General features: G+C 62.9%; 15 protein-coding genes. 7 read left to right on the top strand and 8 right to left on the bottom strand.

The window, feature by feature from the left end; translation table 11 throughout:
* Positions 1-106 precede the first annotated feature (106 nt).
* The 8 genes from ABFX36_RS18235 to ABFX36_RS18200 all read right to left on the bottom strand — a co-directional run bounded on the left by ABFX36_RS18235 (position 107) and on the right by ABFX36_RS18200 (position 5,465).
* A complete protein-coding gene (locus tag ABFX36_RS18235) occupies positions 107-559 on the bottom strand; it encodes a DNA-methyltransferase (protein ID WP_346077705.1) in 453 nt (150 codons plus the stop codon).
* Positions 556-1,317 (bottom strand): replication-relaxation family protein, encoded by a 762-nt coding sequence (locus ABFX36_RS18230; RefSeq protein WP_051994127.1) that lies wholly within the window; start codon positions 1,315-1,317, stop codon positions 556-558. The genes ABFX36_RS18235 and ABFX36_RS18230 overlap by 4 nt, the downstream gene beginning before the upstream one ends.
* 209 nt (positions 1,318-1,526) lie before the next feature.
* Positions 1,527-3,638, bottom strand: coding sequence for a type IV secretion system DNA-binding domain-containing protein (locus ABFX36_RS18225; protein WP_346077702.1), 2,112 nt, complete (start codon positions 3,636-3,638; stop codon positions 1,527-1,529).
* Complete coding sequence (locus ABFX36_RS18220) at positions 3,631-3,891, bottom strand: hypothetical protein (RefSeq protein ID WP_346077700.1); 261 nt, start codon at positions 3,889-3,891, stop codon at positions 3,631-3,633. Before ABFX36_RS18220 ends, ABFX36_RS18225 begins: the two co-directional genes overlap by 8 nt.
* Before the next feature lie 169 nt (positions 3,892-4,060).
* A complete protein-coding gene (locus ABFX36_RS18215) occupies positions 4,061-4,186 on the bottom strand; it encodes a hypothetical protein (RefSeq protein WP_346077698.1) in 126 nt (41 codons plus the stop codon).
* Positions 4,187-4,254: 68 nt separating this feature from the next.
* A complete protein-coding gene (locus ABFX36_RS18210) occupies positions 4,255-4,785 on the bottom strand; it encodes a hypothetical protein (RefSeq protein ID WP_346077696.1) in 531 nt (176 codons plus the stop codon).
* Between the two features lie 102 nt (positions 4,786-4,887).
* Positions 4,888-5,118, bottom strand: coding sequence for a hypothetical protein (locus ABFX36_RS18205; protein ID WP_346077694.1), 231 nt, complete (start codon positions 5,116-5,118; stop codon positions 4,888-4,890).
* Positions 5,115-5,465 (bottom strand): hypothetical protein, encoded by a 351-nt coding sequence (locus ABFX36_RS18200; protein ID WP_085092611.1) that lies wholly within the window; start codon positions 5,463-5,465, stop codon positions 5,115-5,117. Before ABFX36_RS18200 ends, ABFX36_RS18205 begins: the two co-directional genes overlap by 4 nt.
* Before the next feature lie 259 nt (positions 5,466-5,724).
* Here ABFX36_RS18200 and ABFX36_RS18195 point away from each other — a divergent pair, with 259 nt between their 5' ends.
* From ABFX36_RS18195 to ABFX36_RS18165, 7 genes are all read left to right on the top strand, one after another.
* Entirely contained in the window at positions 5,725-6,438 is a 714-nt protein-coding gene (locus tag ABFX36_RS18195) for a hypothetical protein (protein ID WP_133055070.1), read from the top strand.
* Positions 6,439-6,588: 150 nt separating this feature from the next.
* The gene (locus ABFX36_RS18190) at positions 6,589-9,021 is read left to right on the top strand and encodes a type I restriction-modification system subunit M (protein WP_346077691.1); all 2,433 of its coding nucleotides are present in this window, start codon (positions 6,589-6,591) and stop codon (positions 9,019-9,021) included.
* A complete protein-coding gene (locus tag ABFX36_RS18185; protein ID WP_346077689.1) occupies positions 9,018-10,268 on the top strand; it encodes a restriction endonuclease subunit S in 1,251 nt (416 codons plus the stop codon). The genes ABFX36_RS18190 and ABFX36_RS18185 overlap by 4 nt, the downstream gene beginning before the upstream one ends.
* A complete protein-coding gene (locus ABFX36_RS18180) occupies positions 10,265-10,978 on the top strand; it encodes a TIGR02391 family protein (RefSeq protein WP_346077687.1) in 714 nt (237 codons plus the stop codon). The genes ABFX36_RS18185 and ABFX36_RS18180 overlap by 4 nt, the downstream gene beginning before the upstream one ends.
* The gene (locus tag ABFX36_RS18175) at positions 10,975-11,919 is read left to right on the top strand and encodes a GIY-YIG nuclease family protein (protein WP_346077685.1); all 945 of its coding nucleotides are present in this window, start codon (positions 10,975-10,977) and stop codon (positions 11,917-11,919) included. The genes ABFX36_RS18180 and ABFX36_RS18175 overlap by 4 nt, the downstream gene beginning before the upstream one ends.
* A complete protein-coding gene (locus ABFX36_RS18170) occupies positions 11,912-14,998 on the top strand; it encodes a type I restriction endonuclease subunit R (RefSeq protein ID WP_346077683.1) in 3,087 nt (1,028 codons plus the stop codon). The genes ABFX36_RS18175 and ABFX36_RS18170 overlap by 8 nt, the downstream gene beginning before the upstream one ends.
* Positions 14,985-15,710, top strand: coding sequence for a M48 family metallopeptidase (locus ABFX36_RS18165; protein WP_346077681.1), 726 nt, complete (start codon positions 14,985-14,987; stop codon positions 15,708-15,710). The genes ABFX36_RS18170 and ABFX36_RS18165 overlap by 14 nt, the downstream gene beginning before the upstream one ends.
* Positions 15,711-15,843 lie beyond the last annotated feature (133 nt).

Here is a 15,843-nt window from a genome sequence, read left to right as displayed (position 1 = left end):
CCACGGATACCTCGGCGACGTCCCGCCCGCCGAGTTCGAGCACGCGTTCTATGCTGTCCAAGCCGACCGCGAACAGCTGGTCGGAATCAAATAGCGCGAGTCTCCATCAAACCCAGGGCGCTTCAAGTACGTAGATGAACTCGTGCTTGGTGGCGAGCCGGTCCGCCACGCTGGTCGGGATGGTGTTCGTCTTGGCCCATACGATCTTGTTGCGTACCAGCCAGCCGTCCTTGATCAGCTGCAGCGCCAGACGCTCCGGCCCGAGCAACAGGCTCTTGCGGCCGGCTCCCTCGGCCGGTTTGGTGCTGTAGCTGTCCCCCAGGTTCAGCCAGATCGTCCCGGTCGGCACGAGCACCCGCCGCACCTCGGTGAGCAGTGCCCGCAGTCCCGAGACCCATTCGTCGACGTGCGCTTCGAGCCCGAGCTGGTTGTCGTGGTCGTAGTTGCGCAGCCGGAAGTAGGGCGGGCTGGTCACCACGCAGTCGACCGACGCATCCGGCAGCTCCCGGACGCGGTCGAGCGCGTCGCCGACGAGGATCTGGTTGCGAGGCAGGCTCATGCCGCACCTCCGGCCAGCACCTGCGCCAGTGTGTTCGGGGTGGCGTAGCGGAACATCGCCGCCGTCAGGCTGTGGCTGCGGTGGACGGCGGCTTCGAGCTTCACGGCGCGCTCGGCGGTGGTCAGGAGCCAGACCACCAGCGGGAAGCTTCCGCGGCGGTCCTGTTCGGTTCCGCTGCGGCGGTAGTCCTCGTACTGCTGGCACTTACGGATCAGTGTCGGCAGTGACTCGGTGCCCAGATCGACCTCGATGAAAGTTCGGTCGACGAAGTCCGCTGTCGTGATCTCGGAGTACAGGTCGGGCTGCAACCACCGACGCTCACCGCTCGGGCCGAGGTACTTGCGCCACGAGGCCGGTTCGACCTCCACGGCGACGTTCTCGATGGCCTCGATGCGACGGTGCTGATGCAGCAGGACGTGGACATCGGCAACGGCCAGACAGTGGCGCAGGAACCGCTCCGAGGGCTCAGCCGAGCGACGCCGCTTGCCGTCGCCGTAGACGATGCGCAGCCCGCTCGCGCTCAGTCGCCAGATGGTTACCCCGCTACCCGAGCCCAGGCCGCCGACCCGTCGATCAAGTGAGCGGATCAGTCCATCACGCTGGAGTCGGGCGAGCACCCGCCGAGTGACCCGCGATCCGGTCGCTGCCGTTTCATGGTCGACGAAGCAGAAGCGCTGAACCTGGTGGGTGGTCAGGTAGCGGTGGTCGGCCACCAGCCAGAGGACATCGCGATCGCGGTCCGAGAGTTGATCGGTCAACCGCGCCAGTTGGCGAGCCCCGACCCGGCGACCCGCACCGCGCGGAGCAACTTCGGACGACGAAGGGACCGAAGTATTCGGCTCCCTAGAACCGGGGAACTCATCGCCGACCTGCGCACTCACCATGTCGTCACCGGAGGCGGCCGGTACGCCGAGCGGTAGGCCTGCACCCGGGGTGTACCCGCCGGGAGCGGTCGGCTGTGCGGCACTCATTTGCCACCTCCCGTCCGGCGACTACGCCCAAACGAATCGTCCGCTGCGGCCTTGCCATTCCAGCCGCCGATAGCGAGTAGCTCGGCTTCGACGTCCTTGAGCGGACGGCCATAGCGAGCTCGGGACAGCGCCCGGACCTGTGCGGCCGACTGGGCTGTCGGAGGCAACCGGCGCGTCCGGATCGTGCACCACGGCATGCGGTCCCCGCCGACCAACAGCGACGCCTGTGCCACGAAGGCGGGAAGCTCCTGGAGGTCGCGCGGCGTGAGCACACCGTTCGTGGTGGCGGCGATGTCCTTCGCGTCGTGCGGGCTGAGCTGGAAGCAGACGCGACTGCGGGCGTGCGCCATGACTGCCTGTCGCATCGACGGGCTGAGCTGTGTCAGCGACTGGTGCGCCAGCGCCGCGAACGCCACCCCGAGGCCACGCGCCCGTCCGAGCGCCTCGGCGAGATCACCGAGCCGAACGATCTCCTGAAACTCGTCGAGGTACAGCATCACCGGGTGACGCTGCGATTGCGGCAACCGGGTGCGTTCCTGTGCCGTCTGCCAGATCAGCGCCAACAGAATCGAGCCCATCAGCCGGGCGCCCTCCGGACCCAGTTCCGCGCTCCCCAACGAGATGACCACGATCGGACGCTTATCGGGTTCCAGAAACAGGTCGCGCAGCGAGAACTGCGACCGCGCCTGCCCGAACATCGCCCGCAGCGACGGCCGCAACGTCAATATCGGGTCCAGTTTGTTGCGCAGTGGCGCGATCACGTGCGAGCGCTCAGCATCCGACAGGGCCTCGAAGTGCGCCCAGAATGCCCCGAGTCCCAGCGGATCGGAGCCGGCGACCTTCGCCACCAGGGGCCGTCGCACCGCCGCATTCGACAAGATCATCGGCAGCATCGCCAGCGAGCATCCGCCCACCCGGGCGAGCGTCAACAAGGCGGCGTGCAGCAGGTCGCTACTGCGCGGGCCGAGCTGGTCACCGTAGAGGCTCCTGAAGACGCCGAAGATCACATCGGCCGACCGTTCCGGTTGGTCATCGACGAACGCCGACACCCCGACGGGGCAGCTGTCGGTGGGGTCGAACACCACGATGTCGTCGTGCCGCTTCGGGTCGACACGCTCGAGGAAGTCCGTGCAAGCATCGCCTTTGCCGTCGATGAGGATCACCGACCGCCCGGCGGTCGCGTCAGCCAGCGCCAGGTTCACCAACATCGTCGACTTACCGGTGCCCATGGGGCCGATCACATGCATGACCCGCTTGGCCTCCTCCACACCCTGACCGACTGGCCGGTCGCCGTCGAGGGTCGAGTCGCCCAGAATCCGACCTGCACGCGGCACAGCCGTAGCAACCGGAAGCTGGCGCGGGTGAGGTGAGGGCACGCCCGGTAGGTCCACGTCCTTCGGACCGATCGGCCACCCGAGCAGCGCCGTGAGTTCCGTAACGCCCAGTTCACTCGGCCACAGCAGTGGGTCGCGCATCTCGTCCAGCGCCCGTAGTGACGACCGCTTCAGGCGGAGCGCCACGCCCGGGGCCTCCAAGCCACGCAGCGGCGCAGCCACGTTCCCGATCAGCCGCTGCGCCCGTGCACGGTCACGCGATCGAGCACCGATCCGCAGCTCACACGAGAACCGATGCTCGCCGAACTTTGCACCGACCTGCGTCCGTTGTTGGCTCGGAACGTCCGGGATCAGACGTGGACGGTGTCGTGGCCCGAGAATGACCTGCAGCCGCACCAGCTCACCTCGATGGGCGCCGGAGAGCGCAGCAAGGACACCACGGGCGACCTGTTCGCTCGAGCCGACCGCCAACGGTATCCGGCGATGTCCTGGCAGGCGCACCGCCGCCGCAGCCTTCGAATCGACTGGTCGACGCCCGGCAGTAGCACGCAGCCCAACCAGGTATGGCGACATCGCCCGTACCGCCCGTCCCGCGACGGCAGGATCAGCCCCAAGAAACCAGGCGACCGTGCCGGCTTCACCGCGCGCCTCCAGAACCATGCGAGGTTGCCCGGCCAGGCAGGTGAGCGCACCGACGGCCGCACGTGCAGCTTCAACCGGTAGTGGAGAAGGCAGCTCCAGCTTCGTCCAGGCGAACGATCCGCGGCTACTCATCGGAGACCTCCGAATTGGCACGCGCCTGCCGCTCGGCTTGAGCTTGGGCCTCACGCTCGGCATCGGCCATTGCCATGGCGATGATCGCTCGCGCAATCTTGCGCACGTCGGGCTGCTCGCGTTGTTCGGAATGGACGATGATCCGTCGGCTGTGCCGGGCGCGTTTGATATCCGCCCGTTGCGCAGCCCTCCGATCTGCTCGATAGGGCGCATTCTTACTCACACTCTCGTCGTCGTGATGTGTTGTTGACATGGATCTACCTCCTTCCCGAATTACGTGATGGACCGACTTTCGTGTTGCGTTTCGAAATAGAAATGCGAGTCGTGCGGCAGACTATGAACCGAACGGACGCGAATTGCAATAGGTAAATTGCCATTGTTGACCATTCCACAACGCCGACCGGAATAGTTGCCACGGGGAATCACCAGCCTCGGTACTTCGATGAGATCCGCCACCACACGAGCGCTCCGACGCCGACGACCAGCACGACGATGCACAGGTACAGCCAGATCGCCCGCAGGATGCTGATCGCGGCGTAGAGGGCCATGACGGCCAGGAGTAGGCCGACACACGCTTCCAGGAAGCGACCGCCGATACGGCCAGGGTCGCCGCCACTCACGGCAACCGCCGAATCTCGGCGAGCAGACCCGATACGAGCCCGGCCTCGTGACAGGTCGCGACAAAGCGGCTCTGGTCGAGCGGGAACCGCCCGATGACGCCCATGAGGAAGATCTGACCCACCAGATCCACGGTCAGCAGCTCGTACGGCAGACTGCCCTTGCCGCAACCGGTCAGGGCCAGCTCGTTGAGGTGCCACTGGGCGAGCTCCAGCTCATCGTCGAGGTTGAAGCTCAGCCCCAGGCGCACGTGATGCACGTCGTGGTAGTAGCGGAACCGGATGTTGTCCTCCGGCGAGTCGTAGATCGTCGACTCGCAGAACAGGCTGCTCACCGGCAACGGATCGCCTGTCTCCTGCGAGTGGGCGAATGCGCCACGCAGCTGTTGATAGGTGCTCGGTGCAGCCGCGACGCCGACCCAGCCGAAGCCGAGCTCTTGACTCGTACGGTCGGCCTGTTCGCGGACGAAGCGAGTCAGCTCGGCGCGGCCGGCGCGCAGTTCCGGCGTCGTAGGGTGAGAAGTGGTCATGACGCGACTCCTTGACGAGTTCATCAGCGTGAAGAGGTTGAAAAGTGTTGTGGCCGTTCGGCCTGGCCGAGTGCAGGCACGCACTCGGCCAGGCCTTCTGATCTATTGCGGCGGTGGGTTGATGTGGTTGCGGTGCGCCGCGTCGATCATCTGGTGAATCGCCGACGCAGCCATCCGGTTGATGCGCGCCTCGGCTTGCCGCTGCGCCTGACGCATTCGCGCCATCTCAGCCCGTCGATCGGCCTCGATCTGCACAAAGGCATGACGCGCCCCGATCAGCAGCACGATGAACACAGTCAGCGCGAGGACCGCAAGAATCGCGACGACGCTCATCGACGGTTCACCTCCCGGGCGGTGTCTGCGACCGCCTGACCCATGCCGATGACCGTCATCGTCTTGATGAAGTCCAGGTCACCGGACGCGGCCGGCGCGGCCAGAGCGAGCTGCTGCTGCACCTGCGCGACCAGGGCTGCCTGCTGCATGGCGCAGGCGCCAGTGCGGGCGATGGCTTCGACCTTCGCCTGCTGAACCTCGCCGGCGGCGGCGATCGCGGCCGACCGGAGATCGGTCACATGGTCGATCGCGGCCAACTCCCGCGCCGTCTGACGCGAGAGTCGACCGCCAGAAGCGGATGGGGATGGAACGATGGACTGCTGTGTGTAGCGCTCGATGGCCGACATGTCGGATGACTCCTTCGTGAGGTCTGGCGAATCAGGCGGGATGCCTGATGACCTCTACGATTCAGCCGATCGACGGACATCCTCCAGGGCGACGACTGGGCATATACTGGGCACTCATTTGTGACCTCTGCCGATGGGAGACTGTGTGCCGCCGACTCGTCTTCCCATCCAGAAGCAGCCGCCCTCACTCGATGCGATCACCACGCCACTGAAGGGGATCTTGCGAGGCGGCCTCCCGGTCGACGTCTCATTCAGTGACATGAACCTGCTGGCGCTGCGGGGCGTTGTCGCCCGGTCGGTGATGCCTCATGACCGACTCAGTCGGATCAAGGCACTGAACGAGCTACTGGCGCGGTTGCTCGTCCACTTTCCGGATGACACCTTGGGTGAGCCAGCGCGGATCCTGTTCGGACTGACGCCCGGCGTTCGAGGACTCACCCTGACAGCGCGACGCGAACGAGCCGCTTCGGAGATGAGTCGCGAGGTCGACCACTTTCGCAAGCGGATCGAGCCGAAGATCGTGCAGGAGCTTGCCCGGCAGCTGCACGCCGACTCGCAGGACTACGCGCCACGCACCACACCGACGCCGGGGCCGGTCGAGATTTCTGGTGACACGCCATACATTTCGGCCGGCGATGTAGCCGCTCACGACAAGGCCGAGCGCGAGGAAGCGCTGTCGCGACTATGGGCGCACGTCTACCGGCTTCGGGCCGAGATTCTGCGCGTCGAACGGCTCAAGGCATGGCCCTACGATCCCACCGAGCCCCGACTGAGCCAGGAGAAGCTCGACGAGGCACTCGATGCACGAGCCGACGCGCAGCGTGTGGTCAACGGCGCGGTACGTGCATTCGTTGACGACTACGGATCGATGATCGCCTCGGGTGCCGCTGAGTTCGACGTCCAAGGGCTGGAGCGACTTGTTAGGTGGGACGGGAGCGATGGAGTGACTCAGCGCCGCAAGCGCGCTGAGTAGCGGCCAGCCGGTATGGATCACGCGGTTCTGTCAGCCTCCTCTGGCATGCTGAGACGCGACCAAACGGCGGACCGAGAATCTTCGCACATTTGTTCGAAAAATGATAAAATGGCATCACAAATGCCTACAGACACAACAGGAAGACCAGCTGTGGCGCTTAAGAAGTCGGATCTCTACTCATCACTGTGGGCAAGTTGCGACCAGCTTCGTGGCGGCATGGACGCCAGTCAGTACAAGGACTACATCCTGACGCTGCTGTTCGTTAAGTACGTGTCCGACAAGGCCAAGACCGACGTCAACAGCCTCATCGAAGTGCCTGCAGGTGGCTCGTTCGACGACATGCTCGCCGCCAAGGGCGACAAAGAGATCGGCGACCGCTTCAACAAGATCATCGCCAAGCTCGCCGAAGCCAACGACCTGCGCAACGTCATCGACCAGGCCGACTTCAACGACGAGGAGAAGCTCGGCAAGGGCAAGGAGATGCAGGACCGCCTCTCCAAGCTGGTCACCATCTTCAACGACCTCGACTTCCGAGGCTCGCGCGCCGAGGGTGACGACCTGCTCGGCGACGCCTACGAGTACCTGATGCGCCACTTCGCCACCGAGTCCGGCAAGAGCAAGGGGCAGTTCTACACGCCGGCCGAGGTCTCCCGCATCCTCGCCAAGGTGGTCGGCATCGGCCCGAACACCCGCCAGGACCAGACCGTCTACGACCCGGCCTGTGGTTCCGGTTCGCTGCTGCTGAAAGCTGCCGCCGAGGCGCCCCGCGGCATGACGATCTACGGCCAAGAGAAGGACAACGCCACCTGGGCGCTGTCCAAGATGAACATGATCCTGCACGGCAACGAGATCGCCGAGATCGAAAAGGGCGACACTATCACCAGCCCGCAGTTCACCAAGGGTGACCACCTGCGGACCTTCGACTACATCGTCATGAACCCTCCGTTCTCGGTGAAGTCCTGGAACAACGGCCTCGAGAACGACTACGGCCGCTTTGAGTACGGCCGCCCGCCGGAGAAGAACGGCGACTACGCCTTCCTGCTCCACGCGCTCACCTCGCTCAAGAGCACCGGCAAGGCCGCGATCATCCTGCCGCACGGCGTGCTGTTCCGCGGCAACGCCGAGGCCACCATCCGCACCCGCCTGCTCAAGCAGGGTTTCATCAAGGGTATCATCGGCCTACCGGCGAACCTGTTCTACGGCACCGGCATCCCGGCCTGCATCGTCATCCTCGACAAGGAGAATGCCCAGGCGCGTACCGGCGTCTTCATGATCGACGCCTCCAAGGGCTTCATGAAAGACGGCAACAAGAACCGCCTGCGCAGCCAGGACATCCACAAGATCGTCGACACCTTCAACAAGCAGATCGAGATCGACCGCTACTCGCGCATGGTGCCGATGAGCGAGATCGCCGACCCCAAGAACGACTACAACCTTAACATCCCGCGCTACATCGACTCCTCCGAACCCGAGGACCTGCAGGACCTGTCCGCCCACCTCCACGGCGGCATCCCGAACACCGACCTCGACGCGCTGGCGCCGTACTGGGACGCCTTCCCGCAGCTTCGTGGTCAACTCTTCAAGCCCAACCGCCCCGGCTACAGCGACCTCGCCATTGACGTCAGCACCGTGCAGCAAGCCATCTTTGACGCACCCGGCTTCCATAAGCTCCGCGATGAAGCGACCAGCATTGTCGAGGACTGGTTTGCCACGCACCGCGACACGCTGGCCGGCATCACTGCCGACACGAAGCCGAACGACCTCATCGCGACCATCAGCGACGACCTGCTGGAGCGTTTCAAGCCGATGCCGCTGCTCGACGAGTACGACGTCTACGAGCAACTCATGACCTACTGGCACGACACGATGCACGACGACGTCTACCTGGTTATGGCCGACGGCTGGCTGAATGCCGCCACACCGCGCAAGACCATCGAGGATAAGGAGCGCAAGCTCTCCGAGACGCCCGACCTGGTGGTCGGCTCCGGCCGTAGCGCCACCAAGTACAAGATGGACCTCATCCCGCCAGCACTGATCGTGGCGCGCTACTTCGCCGACGAACAGACCGCCATCGACAACCTCACCGCAGCAGCCGAAGAAGCCACCAGAGTAGTCGAAGAGTACATCGAGGAGCACGCTGTCGAAGACGGACTACTCGCAGACGCCATGGACGACGACAAGATCTCCAAGGCACTCGTCGCCGCACGCCTAAAGGCAATCAAGACCGGCGGCGATCCCGACGAGGTCAAAGCGTTGCAGAACGCAACCAAGCTGTACAACACCGAAGCCGCCGCCAAGAAAGCAGTCAAGGACGCCCAGGGCGAACTCGACCTCACCACGCTCAAGAAGTACGGCGACCTGACCGAAGACGACATCAAGACGCTGGTACTCGACGACAAATGGCGGACGACCGTCGTGCACCGCGTCTCGGACGAAGTCGAAGCACTGACGCTTGACCTGGTTGCGCGTATTCAGCAGCTTGGCGTGCGGTATGCCGCGACAGTGAGAGATCTAGACTCCGAGCTTGATCGGCTCGAAGCCAAGGTCGCCGACCACCTGGCTGCAATGGGGGTCGGAGAATGAGTTCAACGGTTCGACTCCGTGAAGTCGGCAGTACCTACGGCGGCCTAACAGGAAAAACCAAGGCCGACTTCGGACGAGGAGATGCTCGGTTTGTAACGTTCCTGGAAGTCATTAACAGTACGCGACTAAGTGGTCGTGCACTCGAACAAGTTCAGGTAAAGAAAGGTGAGCGGCAGAACAGCGTCAAGCGCGGAGATGTGTTATTCAACGGGTCCTCCGAGACGCCGGAAGAGGTTGCGCTATCCGCGGTGGTGGATTTTGACCCCAATATTTCCACGTTCTTGAACAGCTTCTGCTTTGGTTTTCGACTGCGGCCAGACGCTGCGGTTGATTCAACATATCTTGCATACTTCTTTCGGTCTACTGCCGGAAGGTCGCTCGTTTCGTCTCTCGCACAAGGGGCGACACGCTATAATATCGCGAAGACGAAGTTCCTTGACGTCGAGCTCGCCCTGCCGTCGATTGAGCGTCAGCGCGAGATCGTGGAGTGGCTGAAAGACGCCGACGACCTAATCGCTACCCTCGAACGCCTCATCGCCAAGAAGCATGCGATCAAGCAGGGCATGATGCAGCAACTCCTGACCGGCCGCACCCGCCTGCCCGGGTTCACTGGGGAATGGGCAGACATTCGGCTTGGCGATCATGTGAGTTACGTGAAGACAGTGGCACTTTCGCGGGCTCAACTTGATACGAAGTCGCCACTGAAGTACCTCCACTACGGAGATATTCACACTCGCTCATCTGTGATACTTGACGGGGCATCGGAAGAAATGCCGCGCGCGAGTGCGAAACTTGCCGCTCGGGCAGGATTGCTTCAGTGTGGCGACCTCGTGTTCGCCGACGCTTCGGAAGATCCAGCGGGAGTCGGCAAGTCGGTCGAAATCGTGAGCACGCCCAACACTGGCGTAGTTCCAGGGCTTCACACGATCGCTGCACGCTTCGACAAGTCCGTGCTTGCCGACGGGTTCAAGGCGTACCTTCAGTTCATCCCTTCATTCCGCGATCAACTGCTGCGCTTGGCAGCTGGTACGAAGGTGCTGGCGACGACTCGGTCGTACATTTCGAGCATCACTCTGATACTCCCTGGGGTTGCCGAGCAGAAGGCAATCGCGGAGGCACTACATGACTCCGAGCGCGAGATCGAAGCTCTTCGTGTTCGTCTATCCAAGGCGCAGAGTATGAAGACTGGCATGATGCAGCAACTCTTAACGGGCCGTACTCGGCTACCAGTGGAGGCCGCGTTATGAACACCGAGTGGGCTATCAAAGAGTTGGAAATATTTATTCTCGCAACGGAACTTGTTTCACATCCCGATCCGGGCGTCATTGCTAGCTTTCCGCGCGAAAGCGATGAGATTATTGCAGCCCAGGCGCATGTTGTCGAACAGATTATGAATCGGGTTGTTCCGAACTGGCGAACCGAGGTTGGAAAAGATAGCTATCACCGTTGGGGTGCGCACCGTGAGGCTGCCGTGCGCGCTCGCGCGCAGCTAGTCCGCAAGCAAGAAATCGAGGAGAACCTCGGCGAGAATGCACCAGAACTCTCTGCTGCCGAACTCCATCCGTGGATCTGGGAAGGCGCCAAGTCGCTCTGGCAGTCCGGCCACTACCGCGAAGCAGTCGGCGGTGCGATTCGAAAGATCAATGCCGAGACGCAGAATAAGGTGGGTCGTCGCGACCTCAGTGAAACAAAGCTCTTCCAGGAGTCATTCAGCGAAAAGGTGGCCGAGCCCGGTAAGAAGCGGCTGCGCCGCATGCAGCCGGACGGCAGCGACACCTACAAGTCGGTGCAGCGCGGCGCGATGGCTCTTGCAGAGGGCGTGTTCGCAGGTATCCGCAACCCACTGAGCCATGAGGTTGATCAGGAGCTTTCTGAACAGGAAGCGCTGGAGTACCTCGCCGCTCTCAGTGTCCTGGCTCGCTGGGTCGATCAGTCTGACGTGGAGGCTGCCTCGTGAGTGCCGGCAAATCGGTTCGCCTGTTTCTGGCTGATGGCACGCCGGGCGGTTTGCTGACGGCGGAGATCATGAACTGGACCGGTCATGTTGTGGCTGCTCCGCGTTCGGACCTTGCGGCACTGTTGAAGCGTCCCGAGGCGACCCGCACCGGCATCTACATTTTGCTTGGCGATGACCCGGACAGCCTCGGCGGCCAGTTGGCCTATATCGGCGAGGGTGACGACGTCAGCAAGCGCCTGTATCAGCACGCTCGCTCGGAAGACCAGAACGGCAAAGACTTCTGGGATCGAGCCATCGTGCTGACCAGCAAAGACACCAACCTGACGAAGGCGCATGCCCGCTACCTGGAGAGCCGGTTTATCACGCTGGCCCTGCAGGCTAGCCGAGCTCGGCTCACCAACGGCACCACGCCGCCACCGATCGTCCTGCCTGAGGCTGACGTGTCGGACATGGAGTACTTCATCGAGCAGGCCAAGATCGTGCTGCCAGTGCTCGGGGTGAACCTCTTCCGGTCGCCAACGACGACCCCGACGGTGCCGCACACTGAGGTAGCGGGTACACGCACCGATTCGCCGGTATTCGAGATGACACTGAAGAAATCCGGCATCACCGCGACCGCACAAGAAGTCGACGGCGAGTTCACCGTGATCGAAGGCTCCAGCGCCCGGCTGAAGTGGACGGGCGGCGAGGGGCATAGCTACACCAGTCTGCGGGCGAAGCTGGAACAGGATGGCACGCTCGTGCCGACACCCGATGGCGCGGCGATGCGATTCACCCGCAACCACGTATTCGCCAGCCCAAGCGCAGCCGCCGCCATCGTGGCCGGCCGCAGTGCTAACGGTCGCACCGAATGGCTGGTACAAGGTGCACGAAGAACATATGGACAGTGGGAAACCGAAGGAGTTGAGGAGGCGATGAAGCAGGAGGTGAGCAATGAGTGACGTAGGACAAATTGAACGAAAAGCCCAGAGCCGAGTGGTCGCGCTGTTTCGCGATCAGCTCGGTTACGAGTACCTCGGCAACTGGGAGTACCGCGAGGGCAACGCCAACGTCGAGACCGAGCTACTGACGCAGAACCTGCGCGCTCGCGGCTACGACGACAACCTCATCAACCGCGCCCTCGACCAGCTCGGCAAAGCCGCCTCAGTCGGCGCTGGCCACGACCTCTACGAGGCGAACAAGGACGTCTACGGACTGCTGCGTTACGGCGTGAAGGTCAAGCCCGGCGTGGGCGAACAGACCGAGACCGTCTGGCTGATCGACTGGAAGAACCCAGACGCCAACCACTTCGTCGTCGTCGAGGAAGTCACCGTCGCCGGCCAGCACACCAAGCGCCCGGACATAGTGCTCTACGTCAACGGCCTGGCGCTCGCCGCGCTGGAACTCAAGCGCTCCAAAGTCGCTGTATCCGAAGGCATCCGGCAGACCATCGGCAACCAGAAGCCGGAGTTCATCCGGTCGTTCTTCTCGACCGTGCAGTTCGTCTTCGCCGGCAACGACGTCGAAGGACTGCGCTACGGCGTCATCGACACACCGGAGAAGTACTGGCTGGAGTGGAAAGAACCTTCCGACGTCGCCGACCCGCTCGACCGGGCGCTGCTGCAGATGTGCAGCAAGCCGCGCCTGCTTGAACTGATCCACAACTTCATCGTCTTCGACGCGGGCGTCAAGAAGGGCCCGCGCCACAACCAATACTTCGGCGTCAAAGCCGCCCAGGACCGCATCGCCAAGCGCGAGGGCGGCATCATCTGGCACACCCAGGGCTCGGGTAAGTCCCTCACGATGGTGTGGCTGGCCAAGTGGATTCGCGAGAACCAACCCGACGCCCGGGTACTGCTGATCACCGACCGCACCGAACTCGACGACCAGATCGAGAAGGTCTTCAACGGCGTCAATGAGCAGATCTACCGCACCAAGAGCGGCGCCGACCTTATCAGCTCGCTCAACGCCAGCGAGCAGTGGCTGATCTGCTCCCTCGTCCACAAGTTCCGCGCCGCCGACAGCGACGGTGAAGACGACGAGGCGACCGCCGACTTCATCAAAGAACTGCACGCCACCATCCCGAAGGACTTCAAGGCCAAGGGCAACATCTTCGTCTTCGTCGACGAAGCCCACCGCACCCAGTCCGGCAAGATGCACACCGCCATGAAGGCGCTGCTGCCCGAGGCTATGTTCATCGGCTTCACCGGCACGCCGCTGCTCAAGGCCGATAAAGCCACCAGCATCGAGACCTTCGGCTCGTTCATCCACACCTACAAGTTCGACGAAGCCGTTGCTGACGGCGTGGTGCTCGACTTGCAGTACGAGGCCCGCAGCATCGACCAGGAGCTGACCAGCCCCGCGCAGGTCGACAAGTGGTTCGAGGTCAAAACCAAGGGCATGACCGACCTCAGTAAGGCGGAACTGAAGAAGCGCTGGGGCACCATGCAGAAGGTCGTCTCCTCCGAGCCGCGCGCCAAGCAGATCGTCAACGACATCCTGCTCGATATGGAGACCAAGCCCCGACTGATGGACGGGCGCGGCAATGCCATGCTCGTCGGCTCGAGCATCTACCAGGCCTGCAAGTTCTACGAGATGTTCGTCGCCGCCGGCTTCAAGGGCAAGTGCGCCATCGTCACCAGCTACATCCCGAACGCCAGCGACATCGCCAAGGAAGACTCCGGCGCAGGCAAGACCGAGAAGATCCGCCAGTACGACATCTACCGCAAGATGCTGGCCGACTACTTCGACGAACCCGAAGACACCGCCGTGAACAAGGTCGAGGAGTTCGAGCAGGCCGTCAAGCGCCAGTTCATCGAGAACCCCGGCCAGATGCGGCTGCTGATCGTGGTCGACAAGCTGCTGACTGGCTTCGACGCGCCAAGCGCTACCTACCTCTATATCGACAAGAAGATGCGCGACCACGGCCTCTTCCAGGCCATCTGTCGGGTCAACCGCCTCGATGGCGACGACAAGGACTACGGCTACATCGTCGACTACCAGGATCTGTTCAACTCCATCGAGAACGCAGTCGACGACTACACCTCGGGTGCGTTGGATGGCTACGAGAAGAAGGACATCGAAGGACTGCTGTCCGACCGCATCGAGAAGGCTCGTGAGAACCTCGACGAAGCCCTCGAACGCATCCGCGCTCTCGTCGAACCCGTTGCGCCACCAAAGAACACGCTGCAATACCAGCAGTACTTCTGCGCAGTGGAGCAGGGCAACGCGCAGCAGCTCAAAGCCAACGAGCCGAAGCGCGTCGAGTTATACAAGGCGGTCGCGGCCGTCACCCGCGCCTACGCCAACCTCGCCAACGACATGACGGCCGCCGGCTTCAGCCAAGCCGAGGCCGAGGCGATCAAGTCCGAGATCGCGCACTACGTCGACGTGCGCGCGGAGGTGAAGCTCGGTGCGGGTGAGGACGTCGACTTCAAGCAGTACGAGGCCGGCATGCGGTTCCTGCTCGACACCTATATCCAGGCTGGCGCTTCCGAAGTTGTCTCCAACTTCGAAGAGACGGGTCTGATCGACCTGATCGTCAAGCTCGGTGCCGGGGCGATCGACAAGCTGCCTGCCGGTATCAAGAAGGACCCCGAGGCAGTCGCCGAGACGATCACCAACAACATGCGCAAGGTGATCATCGACGAGCACGCGCTGAACCCGAAGTACTACGACAAGATGAGTGAACTCCTCGACGCCATAATCGAACAGCGCCGCCAGCAGGCTATCGACTACCAGGAATACCTGGCGAAACTCCTCGACGCCGCGAAGCAGCTCGGTTCCAAGGAGTCGGACACGAAGTATCCCGACTGGGCGGACAACGGCGCCCGCCGCGCCCTGATCGACTTCGGCTGGCCCGATCCGGCAACGCCCATCCAGGTGGACACCGCGATCCTGACGAGCAAGCCGCATGACTGGGTGGGCAACACGATGAAGGAGAAGGTCGTCAAGCGAGCGATCAGCCGCACGCTTCCCGACGGCTTCGACCGACTCGACGAACTATTTGAACTGGTGAAGGCGCGCGATGAGTACCGCTAACGCCTACCTCACCATCCGTGGCATCGACATCGACGTCATCTACAAGGACATTAAGAACCTGCACATCGGCGTCTATCCACCGATGGGCCGCGTCCGCGTGGCCGCACCGAAGCGACTCGACGACGACCAGGTGCGCCTGGCTGTGATCCAGCGCCTGCCGTGGATCAAACGGCAACGCGACAAACTGCGCTCCGCGGAGCGCCAGTCCGAGCGGGAGATGGTGACCGGCGAGTCGCACTACGTGTGGGGTGTTCGTCGTCGGCTCAAGGTCGTTGAGCGGCCTGGTCGGGCGCACTTCGAGGTCGACGGCGAGCGGCTGGTGCTCTACGTGCCTGCCGACACCTCGGCCGAGAAGCGACGCGCCTACCTCGACAAGTGGTATCGCGACCAGCTTTGCCAGGCGATCCCCGATCTCATTGCGAAGTGGGAGCAGTCGCTCGACGTGACCGTGCCGAAGTGGACGATCCGCCGGATGAAGACCAAGTGGGGCTCCTGCAACCGCGAGACGCGGCACATCTGGTTCAACGTCGAACTCGCTAAGAAGCACCCCGACTGCCTGGAATACATCGTCGTCCATGAGATGACGCACTACTTCGAACGCAACCATGGCGAGAGGTTCACGAGCTTGATGGATCAGCACCTGCCCGATTGGCGCAGTCGACGAGAGCAGCTGAATGCGGCACCGCTCGGAGCTGAGGAGTGGACCGAGTAGATGAGGCTAACCTCGGGCTTTCATCGCTGAATTCGCCTGACCTGCCGTTTTCATGAAGAAAGGTGCTCTGAGCTGCAATAATTGTTGTTGCGAAACGACAATCACAAGCAGGGCAAGGAGCACCTTTCTGGTG

This window comes from Gordonia cholesterolivorans (genome assembly GCF_039531975.1).
GTDB lineage: Bacteria > Actinomycetota > Actinomycetes > Mycobacteriales > Mycobacteriaceae > Gordonia > Gordonia sihwensis.
The sequence above is the reverse complement of the archived record's forward strand: the minus strand, read 5'-3'. Positions and strand labels throughout refer to the sequence as shown.